Genomic DNA, 17,500 nt, shown 5'->3' with positions numbered 1-17,500 from the left:
GCCTGTTTTTCACATTTTGACTCGTTTGCTGCTTTCTTCTCCAGAGCGGGTAAAAATCACTCCCAGGCCTGCTCGGCTTTCGCCGCATCGAACTGCGGCGGCGGCTTACGGAAGCGACCGGTGAGATAGGTCAGGTACAGAATACCAACAGCAGCCCACACCAGACCCAGCGTCAGCGAGGTCATTTCCAGGTTGATCCACAGCACGGCGACGGTTGCAGCGCCCATCAGCGGCAGGATCAAATAGTGCACCTTGTCCTTCCAGGTTTTGTTACGCCCTTCACGACGCCAGAAGTGGTTGAACACCGACAGGTTCACAAAGGTAAACGCCACCAGCGCACCGAAGTTAATCAGCGCCGTCGCGGTGACCAGGTCGAAGAACAGCGCGGAGAGCGCCACAACGCCAACCATCAGCACGTTCAGCGCCGGAGTACGCCATTTCGGGTGCACGTAGCCGAAGTATTTTTCCGGGAAGACGTTATCGCGGCCCATCACGTACAGCAGACGCGAAACGCTGGCATGAGACGCAAGTCCAGAAGCGAGGGTGTTCACGAACGTCGTACACAGGAAGATAGACTGGAACAGCTTCCCGCCCACGTAGAGCGCAATCTCCGGCAAGGCAGCGTCCGGATTCTTGAAGCGGCTGATGTCCGGGAAGAACAGCTGCATAAAGAAGGACGCCACGATAAAGATAATGCCGCCGTAGACCGCCGTCAGGAAGATGGCCTTCGGAATGGTGCGCGCCGCATCGGGCGTTTCTTCCGAAAGCGTTGTCACAGCATCAAAGCCCAGGAACGAGAAGCAGACGATCGTCGCCCCGGTGATTATTGGGATCAGGTGCGCGTTCTGGCTGATAAACGGCTGCAGCGTCCAGACGGTGCCGACGCCCTCGCCTTTGTGCAGCCCCTGCACCACGAGAAAAATAAACACCACCATGATGGCCACCTGCACCAGCACGAACAGGGTATTGAAGTTTGCTACCAGGTTGACGCTTTTCAGGTTCGCGGCGGTCAGAATGCAGACAAAACCCACCACCCAGATCCACGGCGCAACGCCGGGGAACAGCGCGGAGAGATAGATTTTCGCCAGCAGGACGTTAATCATCGGCAGGAACAGGTAATCGAGCAGCGATGACCAGCCGACCATAAAGCCAACGTGCGGACTGATTGCCTTCTGAGCGTAGGTATAAGCAGAACCCGCCTGCGGGAACTGGCGTACCAGCTTGCCGTAGCTGATGGCGGTGAACAGCACGCCCGCCAACGCCAGAAGATAGGAAGCCGGAACGTGGCCGTTGCTGATGCCGGATACGATACCAAAAGTGTCAAACACCGACATTGGCGTGAGATAGGCGAGCCCCATCACCACCACCTGCCAGAGTTTTAAAGATTTACGCAGCTGCGGTTTGCCCGCCTGCGAGGGGAGATCGAGAGATGAGTTAGTCGCCATGACGAAGCCCCCCCATGCGCGTGCGGGTTTGCGGTGAAATCATTGTGGTAGCAAACCTGCTCAGCCTGGGGGGAAGTCGTGAAGTAAGGGGGGTGAACGTCGGGCAATGACCTTGCGCTGGTCCGTCGTAATCAATGCGGCAGCGGCATTCGCCTTCGCCGTGCGGGTATTTGAACATCTGCATCATCTCATTTCCTCGTCATACAATCTGTCGTTTAACTGAAGACCCGTTGTCGCCTGCGCTCCGTTACGCGACTTCGGAAAATGGCAGGTTGCCCTGCTAAAACGTCCGGTCTGGCTCCGCTCAGGCCGTATGATGCTGCTTCTTTTTTTTGATTGCCGGGGGCGCGTTGCTTGCCCGGCCTACAACAGTACGGTAGGCCCGGTAAGCGAAGCGCCACCGGGCAACATCGCAATTACGCGTTTTTCAGCATCCACTCAATTTCAGTTTCTGTGATCAAACGCTCGAACTGAATTAACTCATCGTTCTTACAGGCGTGGTAGACGTGGCTGAAACGCTCGCCCAGCAGTTCGCGCAGGTGGTCGTTCTGAGTGAATTCCCACAGCGCATCGCTCTGGCGGATAGGGAACGGCAGCCCTTCCTGCTCCAGACCATTTCCTTCCACTTCTTCCTGCAGCGGCAGATCGTTATCCAGACCGTGCAGAATGCCCGCAAGGATTGACGCCATCACCAGATAAGGGTTGGCATCAGCACCCGCTACTCGGTACTCGACACGGTGGTTGTCACGATCGCCACAAGGGATACGCAGCGCGACGGTACGGTTGTTATGCCCCCATGAAGCCTGCGTTGGCACATACATACCCGGCTGGAAACGACGGTAGGAGTTTACGTTAGGGGCTAACAGTGCCATAGAAGCGGGCATTAAATCTATCATTCCCGCCAGCGCGCGCTTCAGGATGGCGGAATCTTCGCCATCGGCGTCGGCCAGCACGTTTTCGCCTTTGCTGTTCAGGATGCTGATGTGGATGTGCATCCCGCTCCCGGCGTGCTCTTCATATGGCTTCGCCATAAAGGTGGCGTGCATCTTGTGCTTTTCCGCAACGGTGCGAACCAAGCGCTTGAGCGCCAGCGCATCGTCGCAGGCATCCAGCACGTTATCGGTATGGTGCAGGTTGATTTCAAACTGGCCCGGCGAGGCTTCCGCCACGGCGCCGTCGGCCGGGATCAGCTGCAGGCGCGCCAGGTCGTCAATATCTTCCAGCACGGCGGCAAAATGATTCAGGTTATCAACGGAGTAAACCTGGCTCTGGGTATTACGATTATCGGTGCCCGGGGCGCAGGGCGGCTGCAGGTAACCTTCGTTATCACGCTGACGGTCCAGTAAATAGAACTCCAGCTCTACCGCTACCACGGGGAACAGGCCGCGCTGGCGCAGCTGCTGCCAGAGTCGGTTCAGCACGTTCCGCGGCTCAACGTCAAAGGGAGCGCCATCTTCATCCAGCATGGTCAGCTGCACCTGACCGATATATTCCGGGTCTGCCGCTGATGGGGTTAAGGTCCCCAGCACCGGAATGCAGTTGCGATCGGGCTCGCCAAGCTCCTGCCCTAAGCCGCCTTCTTCTACTACGTTGCCAAGAATATCCATCGCAAATACGGAAGCCGGGAAGTAGCAGCCCTTCTCTATCTTGGGCAGGCTGGAAACCGGGATACGTTTTCCGCGGAAGCAGCCGTTCAGGTCGGTCAGCAGCACGTCAACGTACTGGGTATTCGGGTAGCGCTCGAGGTAGCTCTTTACTTCGCGCGCAAACGCGCTACTTCGTCTCTCTTCAGAATGCTGAACAAAATTCTCAACTTCTACGATATTGGTTTCCATGATTCACCGCCGTTGCTTTGAATGCCGGTCACTGATTCAGACCGTTAAATATAATGTCCACTTTTCGACAATGATACCAATCCAAATGTTTGTCAAATGTTAAATTGAGTTTGCAAAGAGGTTATACCGCTGCTAGATTGAGAAAATATTGAACGGAACAGAGCCACATGGAAGTTTTTGGCAATAATTTAGTCCAGACTGTGAGGTTGATCATGGGCAATATATTTGACAAACCGGTTATCGGTGTTGTGATGTGCAGAAACAGGCTTAAGGGTCACCAGACCCAGACATTGCAAGAAAAGTACCTGAATGCCGTATTAAACGCTGGCGGTTTGCCAATCGCCCTGCCGCACGCGCTGGCAGAGCCGGAATTGCTGAACGCTCTGCTTCCTAAACTCGACGGTATTTTCCTGCCGGGCAGCCCCAGCAACGTGCAGCCGCACCTCTATGGTGAAAACGGCGATGAGCCTGACGCCGATCCCGGGCGTGATGAATTGAGCATGGCGCTGATTGCAGCCTCGCTTGAAAGGCGCATTCCCATTTTCGCCATCTGCCGGGGTTTGCAGGAACTGGTTGTCGCCACAGGCGGGACTCTGTATCGTCGCCTGTGCGATCAGCCTCAGTTCCTGGAGCACCGTGAAGATCCGGAACTCCCGGTGGAGCAGCAATATGCGCCATCTCATGAAGTCCAGGTTCAACAGGGAGGATTGCTTTCGACATTAATACCGGGTTGCAACACGTTTTGGGTGAACTCATTACACGGACAAGGCGCGAAAACGCTGGGCCCTTCACTGCGCGTAGAAGCTCGCTCGCAGGATGGTCTGGTAGAAGCCGCCAGCGTTCACGATCACCCGTTCGCCCTCGGCGTGCAGTGGCATCCGGAATGGAACAGTAGCGAATACGCTCTTTCGCGTATGTTGCTGGAAGGTTTTATCACCGCCTGTCAGAACCACCTCGCTGAAAAGCAGCGACTCTGACCCCTACTGTTAAGGAAATACCAATATGAGCGATGACGGCCTGGCGCCGGGTAAACGTTTGTCAGAGATCCGCCAGCAACTGGGTCTTTCTCAACGTCGTGCCGCCGAACTGTCTGGATTAACGCATAGCGCCATCAGCACCATAGAACAGGACAAAGTCAGTCCTGCCATCAGTACGCTGCAAAAGCTGCTGAAAGTCTACGGGCTGTCGCTCTCCGAGTTCTTCGCGGAACCGGAAAAACCTGACGAGCCGCAGGTGGTTATCAATCAGGATGACCTGATTGAGATCGGCAGTCAGGGTGTATCAATGAAGTTGGTTCACAATGGAAATCCGAACCGTACGCTGGCAATGATCTTCGAGACTTACCAACCCGGCACAACGACCGGAGAGCGGATCAAACACCAGGGTGAGGAGATCGGCACGATACTGGAAGGTGACGTGATTCTGACCATCAACGGCCAGGATTATCACCTCGTTGCAGGGCAGAGTTATGCCATCAACACCGGCATACCACACAGCTTCAGCAACACCTCGGCAGGCATCTGCCGCATCATCAGTGCCCATACCCCCACCACGTTCTGATTTCCTTCTGGCCTGAGTTTCTCAGGCCACCTTAAAGACGATGCTTTTTTAACAGGATTCATTTCCTGGGGCATTTTGCAGCCTGAATTCATCGGCGGCAGCGTTTAACTGAGTGATTAAGAAGGAATCATCATGAACTTTCAGCATCTGAGTTACTGGCAGGATAAGGCAAATCAGGCGCAGCCAGAGACGCGTCTGTTTATTAACGGCGAATACTGCCAGGCGCAGGACGGCAGCACCTTTGAGATTGTCGATCCGGCGGCACAGCGCGCGCTGGCGCAGGTGGCTCGCGGTAAAAAAGCCGATGTGGATCATGCCGTACGCGGCGCCCGCGACGTATTTGAAAGCGGCGACTGGTCACAGGCCTCCCCTGCCAAACGTAAAGCCGTGCTGAACAGGCTGGCGGATTTGATGGAGCAGCATCACGAGGAGCTGGCATTGCTGGAAACGCTTGATACCGGCAAACCCATTCGCCATAGCCTGCGTGATGATATTCCCGGCGCGACCCGCGCTATCCGCTGGTACGCCGAAGCGATTGACAAAGTGTATGGCGAAGTCGCTACCACCGGCGTGAACGACCTGGCGATGATCGTCCGTGAGCCGATTGGCGTGGTGGCTGCCGTCGTGCCGTGGAACTTCCCACTGCTGCTGGCCTGCTGGAAGCTTGGCCCGGCGCTGGCGGCGGGCAACAGCGTGATCCTCAAACCTTCTGAAAAATCACCGTTAACCGCCATTCGCCTGGCGGGGCTGGCGAAAGAAGCGGGCCTGCCGGACGGCGTGTTCAGCGTCATTCCAGGCTTTGGCCATGAAGCAGGTCAGGCGCTTTCGCAGCATCCGGACGTTGACGCGATCGCCTTCACCGGCTCCACGCGTACCGGGAAGCAGCTGCTGAAAGATGCGGGCGACAGCAACATGAAGCGCGTCTGGCTGGAAGCGGGCGGCAAGAGCGCCAACATCGTTTTCGCCGACTGTCCGGATCTGCAACAAGCTGCCGCAACCACCGCCGCAGGCATTTTCTACAACCAGGGCCAGGTGTGCATCGCCGGCACGCGTCTGCTGCTGGAAGAGAGCATCGCCGATGAGTTTATCGCGCTGCTGAAAGAGCAGGCCAAAAACTGGCAGCCGGGCAACCCGCTCGATCCGGAGACCACCATGGGCACGCTGATTGACAGCGCTCATGCCGACAGCGTGCACAGCTTTATCCGTGACGGCGAAACCCAGGGCAAGCTGGCCCTCGACGGCCGCGACGGCAAGCACCCGGCGGCCATCGGCCCGACCATTTTTGTTGATACCACGCCCAATGCCCGCGTGGGCCGCGAAGAGATCTTCGGACCGGTGCTGGTCGTTACCCGTTTCAGTTCGGAAGCCCAGGCGCTGGAGCTGGCGAACGACAGCGAATACGGCCTGGGCGCCGCCGTGTGGACGCGCGATCTCTCCCGCGCTCACCGCATGAGCCGCCGCCTGAAAGCAGGTTCCGTCTTCGTCAATAACTACAACGACGGCGACATGACCGTGCCGTTTGGCGGCTACAAGCAGAGCGGCAACGGACGCGACAAGTCCCTGCACGCACTGGAAAAATTTAGCGAACTGAAAACTATCTGGATTGCCCTGGAGCCTTAATCATGACTGAACATACCACCAGCTATTACGCCGCGAGCGCGAACCAGTATGAACCCTTCCCGGAGCTGAACGAATCGTTGACCTGCGACGTGTGCGTGGTCGGCGGCGGCTACACCGGGCTTTCCTCCGCGCTGCATCTGTCTGAAATGGGCTATGACGTGGTGCTGCTGGAATCGGCGCGCATCGGCTTTGGCGCCAGCGGCCGCAACGGCGGGCAGCTGGTTAACTCCTACAGCCGCGACATCGACGTTATCGAACGCAGCTACGGTCCCGAAGCGGCAAAACAGCTCGGCGGCATGATGTTTGAAGGCGCGGAGATTATCCGCGAGCGGATCAAGCGTTATCAGATTGACTGCGACTATCGGCCAGGCGGCCTGTTCGTGGCAATGAACCACAAGCAGCTGGAAAAACTGGAAGAGCAGAAAGCCAACTGGGAGCGTTACGGTAACACCCAGCTTGAGCTGCTGGATGCCAACGCGCTGAAGCGTGAAGTGAACAGCGATCGCTACGTCGGCGCCCTGCTCGACCACAGCGGCGGCCATATTCATCCGCTGAATCTGGCGATTGGTGAAGCGAACGCGATTCGTCTGAACGGCGGCCGCGTGTTTGAACAATCGCCGGTTACCAACATTCAGCACACCAGCCCGGCGGTGGTGAGCACCGCCAAAGGTCAGGTCACGGCGAAGTATGTGATTGTGGCGGGGAATGCCTACCTCGGTAATAAGCTCGAGCCGGATCTGGCGAAGCGCAGCATGCCGTGCGGAACGCAGGTGTTAACCACCGAGCCGCTGGGTGAAGACGTTGCCCGTTCGCTTATTCCGAACAACTACTGCGTGGAAGACTGTAACTATCTGCTGGATTACTACCGTCTGACCGCCGACAACCGCCTGCTGTACGGCGGCGGCGTGGTGTATGGCGCGCGTGACCCGGCGGATATTGAGCGTCTGGTGATGCCAAACCTGCTGAAGACCTTCCCGCAGCTGAAAGGCGTGAAAATTGACTACAGCTGGACCGGCAACTTCCTGCTGACGCTCTCTCGCCTGCCGCAGGTTGGCCGTCTGGAAAACAATATTTACTACAGCCAGGGTTGCAGCGGGCACGGCGTCACTTATACCCATCTGGCGGGTCGTCTGATTGCCGAGCTGCTGCGCGGGGATGCCGAACGCTTCAATGCCTTTGCTAATCTGCCGCACTATCCGTTCCCGGGCGGCCGCACGTTCCGTATTCCTTTCACGGCTATGGGAGCCGCGTACTACAGCCTTCGCGATCGCCTTGGGGTGTAATGAGCTCTGGTGTTTTGCCCGACGCACAAGGGAGATCCCCCCTTGTGCGTTTTTTTTCATGCCCGGCGGCGCTCAGCTTGCCAGGCCTGGAATCCATTGGGCTTCGTAGACCTGTGTAAGGCGCAGCCGCCACCAGGCATTTTTATTCCTGCCTGATTCGCGGATACTTCCATAACCAGCGCCCGCTGACCATTCGCCAGTAGAATGCGGCGCCGCGCACGGCCCAGTCGAGGAACATGCCGAGCCAGACGCCGACTACGCCCATGCCAAGCACAATACCCAGCAGATAGCCGGCCACCACACGTGCGCCCCACATGCTGAACATGGAAACCCACATCGCAAAGCGTGCGTCACGCGCGCCCTTCAAACCGGCCGGGAGAACCCAGGAAGCCGACCAGATGGGCATAAACGCCGCGTTGAGCCACAGCAGCTCTTTCACCACGGCTTTTACGTCTGCCTCGTGGGTATAGAACGAAGCGAACAGTCCGGCAAAGGGTGCTGTACCCCAGGCAATCGCCGTCAGCACGATAGTCGACATCCAGAACACGTGGCGGAGCTGCTTCTCGGCCTGGCCGATTTGCCCTTTGCCGAGGCGCTTGCCGGTGATAATGGTGGATGCCGATCCCAGCGCGTTCCCCGGCAGGTTAATCAGAGACGCTACCGAGAAGGCGATGAAGTTCCCGGCGATGACGTCCGTTCCCATCCCGGCTACGAACATCTGCGTCAGCAGTTTACCGCTGTTAAACAGCACGGATTCAATGCTCGCCGGGATCCCAATCCCCATCACTTCCCAGATGATGGCGAAGTTAAGCGGCTTGATGTAGCTCTTCAACGGAATGCGCAGCGCGGGGTTAAAGCCCACGGCGAGCACGGCAACAATCGCCACCGCGCCGATATAACGGGAAATGGTCAAGCCCAGACCCGCGCCAACGAAACCGAGTCCGTCCCAGGAAAAAACGCCGTAAATCAGGATGCTGCTGATAATAATATTGAGGATGTTCATTCCGCCGTTAATCAGCAGCGGAATTTTGGTGTTCCCGGCACCGCGCAGCGCGCCGCTGCCGATGAGCGCAATAGCCGCCGCCGGGTAGCTCAATACCGTCAGTTCGAGGTAGGTCAGCGCAAGCTCTTTGACGTGCTCCGTAGCAGCACCTGCGACCACTTCAATGATTTCACGTCCAAACAGATGGATAACCGCCGCAAGAATAATCGAGAACAGGGTCATGATGACCAGCGACTGGCGCGCTGCCGCCCTCGCCTGTTTTCGGTTGCGTCGCCCGAGGCTAAAGGCCACAACGACCGTGGTGCCGAGATCGATAGCGGCGAAAAACGCCATAATCACCATGTTGAAACTGTCGGCCAGGCCCACGCCCGCCATAGCGTCCGCACCCAGCCAGCTTACGAGGAAGGTGCTCAGCACGCCCATCAGCAGGACGCAGGTATTTTCCAGAAAGATAGGCACGGCAAGCGGGGTGATTTCACGCCAGAACAGGACACGGTAAGTTTTACGGTTTTTATACCAGGTGGTGCGGGTGACGGCCTGGCGAACTGCGGCAGAGACGTTCAAAGGGTGCCTTAGAGAGAAAGTTGAAACCTCGTTTTAAATAATGAGGGAGAAACGCCGATCCTGCAATGTGGTTTTGACGTAAAATTGTGGGCAAATACAACAAATTGTTGACAGAAACGACAGTCGTGCCGAAAGTCGCGTTTTGCCGTTTGACAAAAGTTTTTTCGCCGCTAAGATAAGCCTCCTACACGATTCCTCTGTAGTTCAGTCGGTAGAACGGCGGACTGTTAATCCGTATGTCACTGGTTCGAGTCCAGTCAGAGGAGCCAAATTTAAAAAGCCTGCTTTCGAGCAGGCTTTTTGCTTTTCCGCATTCCTCACAGAAGACGGTTAAGGGAAGGCGCGCGACCTTCCCTTATGGCTTACAGCACCTTCGGCGCAAGCTTCTGTAGCTGCCCCTGTGCAAGCATTGCAATCGCGGCTTCGATATCCGGCGCAAAATAGCGATCCTGCACGTAGTGCGGCACCTGCTCACGCAGCAGATGACGCGCCTGCTCCAGCAGCGGGCTGGTGGTAAGCCCTTCGCGCATATCAATGCCCTGCACCGCCGCCAGCCACTCTACGGCAATCACGCCGCGGGTGTTAGCGGCCATTTCCCACAGGCGACGACCGGCGGCCGGCGCCATTGAAACATGATCTTCCTGGTTGGCGGAGGTCGGCAGGCTGTCGACACTGTGCGGATGCGACAATGCCTTGTTTTCACTTGCCAGCGCCGCCGCCGTAACCTGAGCAATCATAAACCCGGAATTCACCCCACCGTTTTTCACGAGGAACGGCGGCAGCTGCGACATGTGGCTGTCCATCAATAGCGCAATGCGTCGCTCTGCGAGAGAGCCGATTTCGGCAATCGCGAGAGCAATATTATCCGCCGCCATTGCCACCGGTTCGGCATGGAAGTTACCGCCGGAAATCACCTCGTTCTCATCGGCAAATACCAGCGGGTTGTCGGACACCGCATTGGCTTCGGTCAATAACACCTCTTTGGCCTGGCGCAGCTGGGTCAAACAAGCGCCCATCACCTGCGGCTGACAGCGCAGTGAATACGGATCCTGCACCTTGCTGCACTTCGCGTGTGACTGCGACACGGCGCTGGAGTCCGTCAGCACGTGGCGGTACAGCGCGGCGGCGTCAATTTGCCCTCGCTGGCCGCGAGCTTCGTGGATGCGGGCATCAAACGGACGACGTGAACCGAGTGCCGCTTCAGTGGTCAGCGCGCCGCAAATGACCGCCGAAGTAAACAACTCTTCTGCTTCAAACAGGCCACGCAGGGCAAACGCCGTGGATGCCTGAGTGCCGTTCAGCAGGGCCAGCCCCTCTTTCGCCGCCAGCGTTAACGGTTCAAGCCCGGCTTTTTTCAGCGCTTCTTTCGCCGGAAGCCATTCGCCGCGCCAGCGCGCTTTGCCTTCACCCAGCAGCGTCAGCGACATGTGCGCCAGAGGAGCCAGATCGCCAGACGCCCCAACGGAGCCTTTCGCCGGAATGCAGGGATAAACTTCGTGATTCACCAGCGCCATCAGCGCCTCGATCACGCTCAGGCGAATGCCCGAAAAACCGCGCGCAAGGCTGTTGATTTTCAGCACCATGATCAGGCGTACCATTGCGTCGTCCAGCGCTTCCCCTACGCCTGCGGCGTGGGAAAGCACCAGCGAACGCTGGAGATTTTCCAGATCTTCGGTGGAAATACGGGTGGAGGCCAGCAGGCCAAAGCCGGTATTGATACCGTAGGCGGTACGTCCTTCAGCGATGATCGCATTGACGCAGGCAACGCTGGCGTTGATGCCAAGGATCGCGCGTTCATCGAGGGTCAGCGTTTGTGGCTGGTGGTATACGGCCTGCAGTTGGGCCAGGGTCAACTGACCCGGAATCAGGTTAAGCGTGCTCATTTTTTCTGCCCCTGGGTTGCAGCAACCATCGGTAAATTCAGTCCTTGTTCTGCGGCGCATTCTACCGCGATTTCATAGCCTGCGTCGGCGTGGCGCATCACGCCGGTAGCCGGATCGTTATGCAGCACGCGGGCGATACGCACCGCGGCTTCGTCGGTGCCGTCGCAGACGATAACCATTCCGGCGTGCTGTGAAAAGCCCATTCCCACCCCGCCGCCGTGGTGCAAAGACACCCAGGTAGCACCGCTGGCGGTGTTCAGCAGCGCATTCAGCAGCGGCCAGTCAGAAACCGCATCAGAACCGTCACGCATGGCTTCGGTTTCGCGATTCGGGCTGGCAACGGAGCCGGAATCCAGGTGGTCGCGGCCAATCACGATCGGCGCGGAGACTTCGCCCGAGCGTACCATTTCGTTAAACGCCAGGCCGAGCTTTTGCCGCCACTCAAGACCGACCCAGCAGATACGCGCCGGTAAGCCCTGGAAGCTGATGCGCTCGCGCGCCATATCCAGCCAGCGGTGCAGATGCTTATCGTCGCTGATAATCTCTTTCACTTTGGCATCGGTTTTGTAGATGTCCTGCGGATCGCCGGAAAGCGCCACCCAGCGGAACGGGCCAATGCCGCGGCAGAACAGCGGGCGGATATAGGCAGGTACAAACCCCGGGAATTCAAAGGCGTTGCTTACGCCCATCTCTTTTGCCATTTGACGGATGTTATTGCCGTAATCAAAGGTTGGTATGCCCTGGGCGTTAAACGCCAGCATCGCTTTGACATGCTCCGCCATCGACTGCTTCGCCGCTTTCACTGTTCCCAGCGGGTCGCTCCCGGCTTTTTGTTGATACGTTTCCCAGCTCCAGCCCTGTGGCAGATAACCGTGCAACGGGTCATGAGCGCTGGTCTGGTCAGTAACCATGTCCGGGCGCACGCCACGTTTCACCAGCTCCGGCAGTACGTCGGCGGCGTTGGCACACAGCGCCACGGAAACGGCACGGCCTTCGGCGGTGTATTTTTTAATCCGCGCCAGCGCGTCGTCGAGAGAATCGGCCTGCTCATCGATGTAGCGGGTACGCAGACGGAAATCGATACGGCTTTGCTGGCACTCAATCACCAGCGAACAGGCCCCCGCCAGCGTGGCCGCTAACGGTTGCGCGCCGCCCATCCCTCCCAGCCCGGCGGTAAGCACCCAGCGCCCTTGCAGGTTGCCGTCATAATGCTGACGCCCGGCCTCAACGAAGGTTTCATAGGTGCCCTGCACGATGCCCTGACTGCCGATGTAAATCCAGCTTCCAGCCGTCATCTGGCCGTACATCGCCAGCCCCTTTGCGTCGAGTTCGTTGAAATGCTCCCACGTTGCCCAATGCGGCACGAGGTTGGAGTTGGCAATCAGTACGCGCGGAGCGTTGTCGTGGGTTTTGAACACGCCCACCGGCTTGCCGGACTGCACCAGAAGCGTTTCATCGTGTTCCAGCTTCGTCAGGGCATTGACGATGGCATCATAGCAATCCCAGTTTCGCGCGGCGCGGCCTATACCGCCGTACACCACCAGCTCGTGCGGGTTTTCCGCTACGTCCGGATCGAGGTTGTTCATTAACATGCGCAGCGGCGCTTCGGTGAGCCAGCTTTTTGCCGTGAGCGTGGTGCCGCGCGGGGCGCGAATGTCCTGAGGACGGTGTTTATTCTGAGACATCGGGAAACTCCTGACGGATACGATGAAGATAAGAAACATATACTTGTCTATACAATCGTTCGCAAGCCAGAAATTAACAACTTTGATACATTTTTGTTATCTTGCGTCAGCAATCACGCTTTTCTGTAGCAGAGAATGCTGACGCAGGAGGATCAGGAACCAAAATGGCCCTGTAAACGATAGCGGCTGCCGGGGAAAATCAGGCGAGCATGAGAAACGATGGTCGATCGCGACCAGGTGCGGCGGCGGATCAGCAGGCAGGGATCGTGCTCGTGGATGCCTAACAACCGGCACTCTTCGGCGCTGGCTTTCACCGCTTCTACAATGTGCTCCCCTTCAGTAAGCGGCGCAATCAGCGATAAATAGTCATGCGCGGTGGTGGCGGTGTAATCCTGTTGCAGGTATTCCGGCACGGCGGTAGCGTTGACGCAGCGGTCCTCAATTTGCACCGGCACGTCGTTTTCAAAATGCACCATCAGCGAGTGGAAAATGCGGGTGCCCTCCGCCACGTTCAGCGCCTGAGCCTGCTGTTTATTCGCGTTCACCTCTTCCAGCAGCAACACTTCGCAGCGGTGCTGATGCTGACGCGCGGCGATTTCATCGGCGATGCTGTGTACTTCAAACAGCGCCGACTGCCCTTTAGGCTCGGCGACAAAGGTGCCGACGCCCTGCAAACGCACCAGCAGCCCTTCATCGGTCAGCTCCCGCAGCGCGCGGTTGATGGTCATTCGGCTGAAGCCGAACTGCGCCACCAGCTCAGCTTCCGAGGGGATGCGATCGTGAGGACGCCAGATCCCGGCAGCAATATTGTCGCTGATGACGCGCTTGATCTTCTCATAGAACGGCGCAGGTGCGCCGTTTTGCGGTGAATACATGTCTCTTCCTTTGATGTGGCGGGTGCGGTTACGCCTGCCAGCAATGAATAATTTGCCAGGCCAGCCTCGCCGCCGTGCGGGCACCTTGTCCGTCGCGATCGTAGTGCGGGTTGAATTCAACTAAATCAACCGCCTGCAGTTTGCCACTCTGACACAGCGGCATCACGATGCGCAACAGAATTGCCAGCGGCACGCCCAGCGCCGCCGGAGCAGACACTGCGGGCATTTCCCCGGCCGGGAGGACATCCAGATCGATTGTCAGATAAATGCGGTCATGCTCTGCAATGACTCGCGCTACATCCTGCTGTACCTCGCGAAACGCCGGGTCAAGCAGGGTTAAATCTTCCAGTACGGTGACGTTACGCTCGTGTGCTTCCTGCCATAGCGCTTTGGTATTCGCCGCACGGCTTGCGCCATAGCAGGTGTAGCTGAAGCCCCGCTGCTGGCTTTCGCAGTGTAGCGCCAGCTGGCGAAACGGCGTACCTGAGCTGGCCTCGGCGGCGCGGCGTAGGTCCAGATGAGCATCGAGATTGACGATCGCCACGTTCTCACCGGGAAAGGCATCCAGGACGCCCGCGCCATGACCGAACGCCGTTTCATGACCACCGCCCAATACCAGCGTTTTCATTTGCGAGCGCTGGCAGGCCAACACCGCATCGTGCAATGCCTGCTGTGCCTCTTCCAGCTTTTCGGGTTCAGCATGAACGCTACCGAGATCGACCAGCCTGTCATGCCCTTCATGGCTCGCCATATTCGCCAGCGCTTTGCGCAATGTTTCTGGTCCAAGCTGCGCACCGGGTCGCCCCTTATTACGCTTAACGCCCTCATCGCAGGCAAAGCCCAGCAGGGCTATTTTCCCACGATACCGTTCTGGGGCAAAGTCGCGCGACACCGTGATGGTCTGAAAAAGACGTTTTGCCTCCGGCGATTCGGCGCTGTCGTCGCGCCCTTGCCAGAGGTCGGCGGAGGTTGGTTGCCAGAGCGTCATTTCGTCACCTCACCGCGGAAAACTCGCTGCCAGAGCGGGTTGCGCCCCGGTTCGTAAACCATCTCAACCGGATGTTCAGCACCCCAGATAGCGAAGTCGGCGACAAAACCTGCCGCCAGCTGACCATGTGAATCCTGTCGACCCAGAGCACGTGCCGCGTGGCGGGTAACGCCGGTCCAGGCTTCCTCCGGCGTTAAGCCGAACTTCACGCAGGCCATGTTCATCGCCAGATGCAGGCTGGCAAACGGGCTGGTGCCGGGGTTGTAATCCGTCGCCACGGCCATCGGCACGCCGTGACGGCGCAGCGATTCGACGGGCGGCTTTTGCGTTTCATTAAGGAAATAGAACGCGCCGGGCAGCAGAACGGCCACGGTGCCGCTGTCGGCCATCGCGCTGACGCCCTCTTCATTCAGATATTCAATATGATCGGCCGAAAGCCCTTTGTAGTGGCTGACCAGTTGCGCACCACCGAGCGAAGAAAGTTGCTCCACGTGGCCTTTGACCGGAATGTTCAGCACCTGCGCGGCGCAGAACACGCGCTCGGTTTGCTCAGGCGAAAAGCCGACGTTTTCACAGAACGCGTCGACGGTTTCAAACAGCCCCTCCTGCCAGAGCGTCGGCAGGATCTCCTCGCAGACGAGCGTGATGTAGTCATCACCGCGCCCTTTATATTCTGCCGGGATGGCATGAGCGGCCAGCAGCGTCGGGCTTATCTCAACAGCATTGCTGGCGGCAAGCTGTTGAGCCACACGCAGCATTTTGCCTTCATTATTCAGGTCGAGTCCGTAGCCGGATTTGATTTCAACCGTCGTCACGCCTTCGCGCATCAGCCTTTCCAGGCGCTCCTGGGCCAGACGGGTAAGTGCTTCTTCCGTAGCCGAACGGGTCGCCTGGACGGTTGAATTGATGCCGCCGCCGTTGGCACTGATGGTCTGATAGGAGACACCGTTCAGGCGTTGCTCCCACTCCGTTGCCCGACTGCCGCCAAACACCAGATGGGTGTGACAATCAATAAGGCCCGGCGTGACCAGCCGCCCCTGCAGATCGATTCGCTTGCCTTTGCGGGCTGCGAGCGAGGACTCTGGCACAATCTCTGCGATGCGCCCGTCCCGGACAACAAGTGCATGATGCTCCAGTAAACCGTAGGGCTGTGAAAGTTGAGGATCGAAGGTGGCCAAACGAGCGTTGTGCCAGATTACATCGGTATCAGCGTATTCAGACATGAGCGGGTCACTTGTCATGGGTTGTATAGACATTTATTAAGGGCAAGGCGAACGATGTCAACCGTCCGAACGAATATGTTGCTTTTTTGTGATATTCCACGCGCGCTGCCGCCTCGCCGCAGCGGACTTTTTTTACCGCATCGCTTCCCGTTTCGCTCAACTTAGTATAAAAAGTCAGGTTTTAGGGACCTTTCCACTTTCATCAGTCTGGAGCACCATGAACACATTATCGGTTTCCCGTCTGGCGCTGGCGCTCGCCTTTGGCGCGACGCTGACCGCCTGTAGCTCTACGCCACCCGACCAGCAGCCGTCTACTCAGACCGCCCCGGGCACCGCTTCCCGTCCAGTTCTGACGGCTGGTGAGGCGAAAAACTTCGTGCAGGCGCGTTATTTCACCACGATGGATCCGAATGCGGCACCGTGGTCGCCTTCCGCCATTGCTACTCCGGCAAAAGCTGACTTCGTGGTTGGCCCGGCAGGCACCGCGGGCGTGACCCATACGACAATCCAGGCCGCCGTGGACGCCGCGATCAACCGTCGCAACACTTCACGCGTTTACATTGCGGTAATGCCAGGTGAATACCAGGGCACTGTTTATGTGCCTGCCGCACCGGGCAGCGTGACGATTTACGGTCTGGGCGATAAAGCCGCTGATGTGAAAATCGGCCTGGCCATCGACTCTGAAATCGCCCCGAACGACTGGCGTCGCCTGGTGAATCCGGCGGGCAAATATATGCCAGGCAAACCGGCGTGGTACATGTTCGACACCTGCCAGAGCAAGCGTGCCGCCACCGTTGGCGTGATGTGCTCGGCGGTCTTCTGGTCACAGAATAACGGCCTACAACTGCAGAACCTGACCATCGAAAACAACCTCGGTGACAGCGTTGACGCCGGTAACCACCAGGCTGTAGCCTTCCGCAACGACGGTGACCAGGTGCAGCTGAATAAGGTCAACATTCTTGGCCGTCAGAATACCTTCTTTGTGACCAACAGCGGCGTGCAGAATAAACTGCAAAACGACCGCATTACCCGTACGCTGGTCACCAACAGCTATCTCGAAGGGGATGTGGATATCGTCTCCGGCCGCGGCGCAGTGGTGTTTGATAACACCGACTTCCGCGTGGTGAACTCCCGCACCCAGCAGGAAGGCTACGTGTTTGCCCCGGCAACGCAGTCCAACCTGTTCTACGGTTTCCTCGCTACCAACAGCCGCTTTAACGCTGCCGGTGACGGCGTGGCACAGCTTGGTCGCTCGCTGGACGTAGACGGCAACACCAACGGTCAGGTTGTGATCCGCGACAGCGCGATCAACGAAGGTTTCAACACCGCCAAACCATGGGCTGATGCCGCTATCTCCAAACGTCCGTTCAGCGGTAACACCGGTGCTGAAAATGACAAAGGCGAAATCGAGCGTAACCTGAACGACAGCAACTTCAACCGCATGTGGGAATACAACAACCGCGGCGTGGGAAGCTATGTTGTGGCAGAGCCGAAGAAGTAATCTGACTTCTGACATAAAAAAAACCTCGCACTGCG

At 57.9% G+C, this 17,500-nt stretch carries 12 protein-coding genes, 1 tRNA gene and 2 pseudogenes; 6 read left to right on the top strand and 9 right to left on the bottom strand.

What is annotated here, in order from left to right:
• Positions 1-56 precede the first annotated feature (56 nt).
• Together AB1287_RS05190 and AB1287_RS05185 are read right to left on the bottom strand one after the other, a co-directional pair.
• Complete coding sequence (locus AB1287_RS05190) at positions 57-1,445, bottom strand: APC family permease (protein ID WP_097164325.1); 1,389 nt, start codon at positions 1,443-1,445, stop codon at positions 57-59.
• Positions 1,446-1,861: 416 nt separating this feature from the next.
• Complete coding sequence (locus tag AB1287_RS05185; RefSeq protein WP_312627225.1) at positions 1,862-3,280, bottom strand: glutamine synthetase family protein; 1,419 nt, start codon at positions 3,278-3,280, stop codon at positions 1,862-1,864.
• A gap of 212 nt (positions 3,281-3,492) precedes the next feature.
• Here AB1287_RS05185 and puuD point away from each other — a divergent pair, with 212 nt between their 5' ends.
• The 4 genes from puuD (at position 3,493) to AB1287_RS05165 (ending at position 7,743) form a co-directional block, all read left to right on the top strand.
• Positions 3,493-4,257: a gamma-glutamyl-gamma-aminobutyrate hydrolase gene (gene puuD / locus AB1287_RS05180; RefSeq protein WP_312627224.1), complete on the top strand. Its 765-nt coding sequence runs from the start codon at positions 3,493-3,495 to the stop codon at positions 4,255-4,257.
• A gap of 25 nt (positions 4,258-4,282) precedes the next feature.
• The gene (puuR, locus tag AB1287_RS05175; protein ID WP_312627222.1) at positions 4,283-4,840 is read left to right on the top strand and encodes an HTH-type transcriptional regulator PuuR; all 558 of its coding nucleotides are present in this window, start codon (positions 4,283-4,285) and stop codon (positions 4,838-4,840) included.
• A gap of 132 nt (positions 4,841-4,972) precedes the next feature.
• Complete coding sequence (gene puuC, locus AB1287_RS05170; protein ID WP_435617146.1) at positions 4,973-6,460, top strand: aldehyde dehydrogenase PuuC; 1,488 nt, start codon at positions 4,973-4,975, stop codon at positions 6,458-6,460.
• A gap of 2 nt (positions 6,461-6,462) precedes the next feature.
• On the top strand, positions 6,463-7,743 hold the full coding sequence (locus AB1287_RS05165; protein WP_312627218.1) for an NAD(P)/FAD-dependent oxidoreductase: 1,281 nt from the start codon (positions 6,463-6,465) through the stop codon (positions 7,741-7,743).
• 142 nt (positions 7,744-7,885) lie between these two features.
• Here AB1287_RS05165 and AB1287_RS05160 read toward each other — a convergent pair whose 3' ends face one another.
• Entirely contained in the window at positions 7,886-9,310 is a 1,425-nt protein-coding gene (locus AB1287_RS05160; protein ID WP_435617145.1) for an EmmdR/YeeO family multidrug/toxin efflux MATE transporter, read from the bottom strand.
• Positions 9,258-9,437, bottom strand: a pseudogene (locus AB1287_RS05155) (hypothetical protein); the annotation flags it as partial. The gene AB1287_RS05160 and the pseudogene AB1287_RS05155, both read right to left, overlap by 53 nt.
• 66 nt (positions 9,438-9,503) lie before the next feature.
• Between AB1287_RS05155 and AB1287_RS05150 the strand changes: the two are divergent.
• Positions 9,504-9,579, top strand: a tRNA-Asn gene (locus tag AB1287_RS05150).
• Between the two features lie 93 nt (positions 9,580-9,672).
• On the opposite strand, the gene hutH is transcribed toward AB1287_RS05150, so the two are convergent.
• From hutH to hutI, 5 genes and pseudogenes are all read right to left on the bottom strand, one after another.
• Positions 9,673-11,193, bottom strand: a complete 1,521-nt coding sequence (hutH, locus tag AB1287_RS05145) for a histidine ammonia-lyase (RefSeq protein ID WP_435617144.1) — start codon at positions 11,191-11,193, stop codon at positions 9,673-9,675.
• Positions 11,190-12,878 (bottom strand): urocanate hydratase, encoded by a 1,689-nt coding sequence (gene hutU, locus AB1287_RS05140; RefSeq protein ID WP_435617143.1) that lies wholly within the window; start codon positions 12,876-12,878, stop codon positions 11,190-11,192. The genes hutH and hutU overlap by 4 nt, the downstream gene beginning before the upstream one ends.
• Before the next feature lie 152 nt (positions 12,879-13,030).
• Positions 13,031-13,753: a histidine utilization repressor gene (locus AB1287_RS05135; RefSeq protein WP_435617142.1), complete on the bottom strand. Its 723-nt coding sequence runs from the start codon at positions 13,751-13,753 to the stop codon at positions 13,031-13,033.
• A 28-nt stretch (positions 13,754-13,781) separates the two neighbouring features.
• A complete protein-coding gene (gene hutG / locus AB1287_RS05130) occupies positions 13,782-14,741 on the bottom strand; it encodes a formimidoylglutamase (protein ID WP_435617141.1) in 960 nt (319 codons plus the stop codon).
• Positions 14,738-16,124, bottom strand: a pseudogene (hutI, locus tag AB1287_RS05125) (imidazolonepropionase). The gene hutG and the pseudogene hutI overlap by 4 nt, the downstream one beginning before the upstream one ends.
• Positions 16,125-16,181: 57 nt before the next feature.
• Here hutI and AB1287_RS05120 point away from each other — a divergent pair.
• Positions 16,182-17,465 carry a putative acyl-CoA thioester hydrolase gene (locus AB1287_RS05120; protein WP_435617140.1) on the top strand — a complete coding sequence of 428 codons (1,284 nt, stop codon included), beginning with the start codon at positions 16,182-16,184 and terminating at the stop codon, positions 17,463-17,465.
• Positions 17,466-17,500 lie beyond the last annotated feature (35 nt).

The sequence above is a fragment of the Scandinavium sp. UTDF21-P1B genome (assembly GCF_040750395.1).
Lineage (GTDB): Bacteria > Pseudomonadota > Gammaproteobacteria > Enterobacterales > Enterobacteriaceae > Scandinavium.
This window is presented reverse-complemented; position numbering and strand designations above follow the sequence as displayed.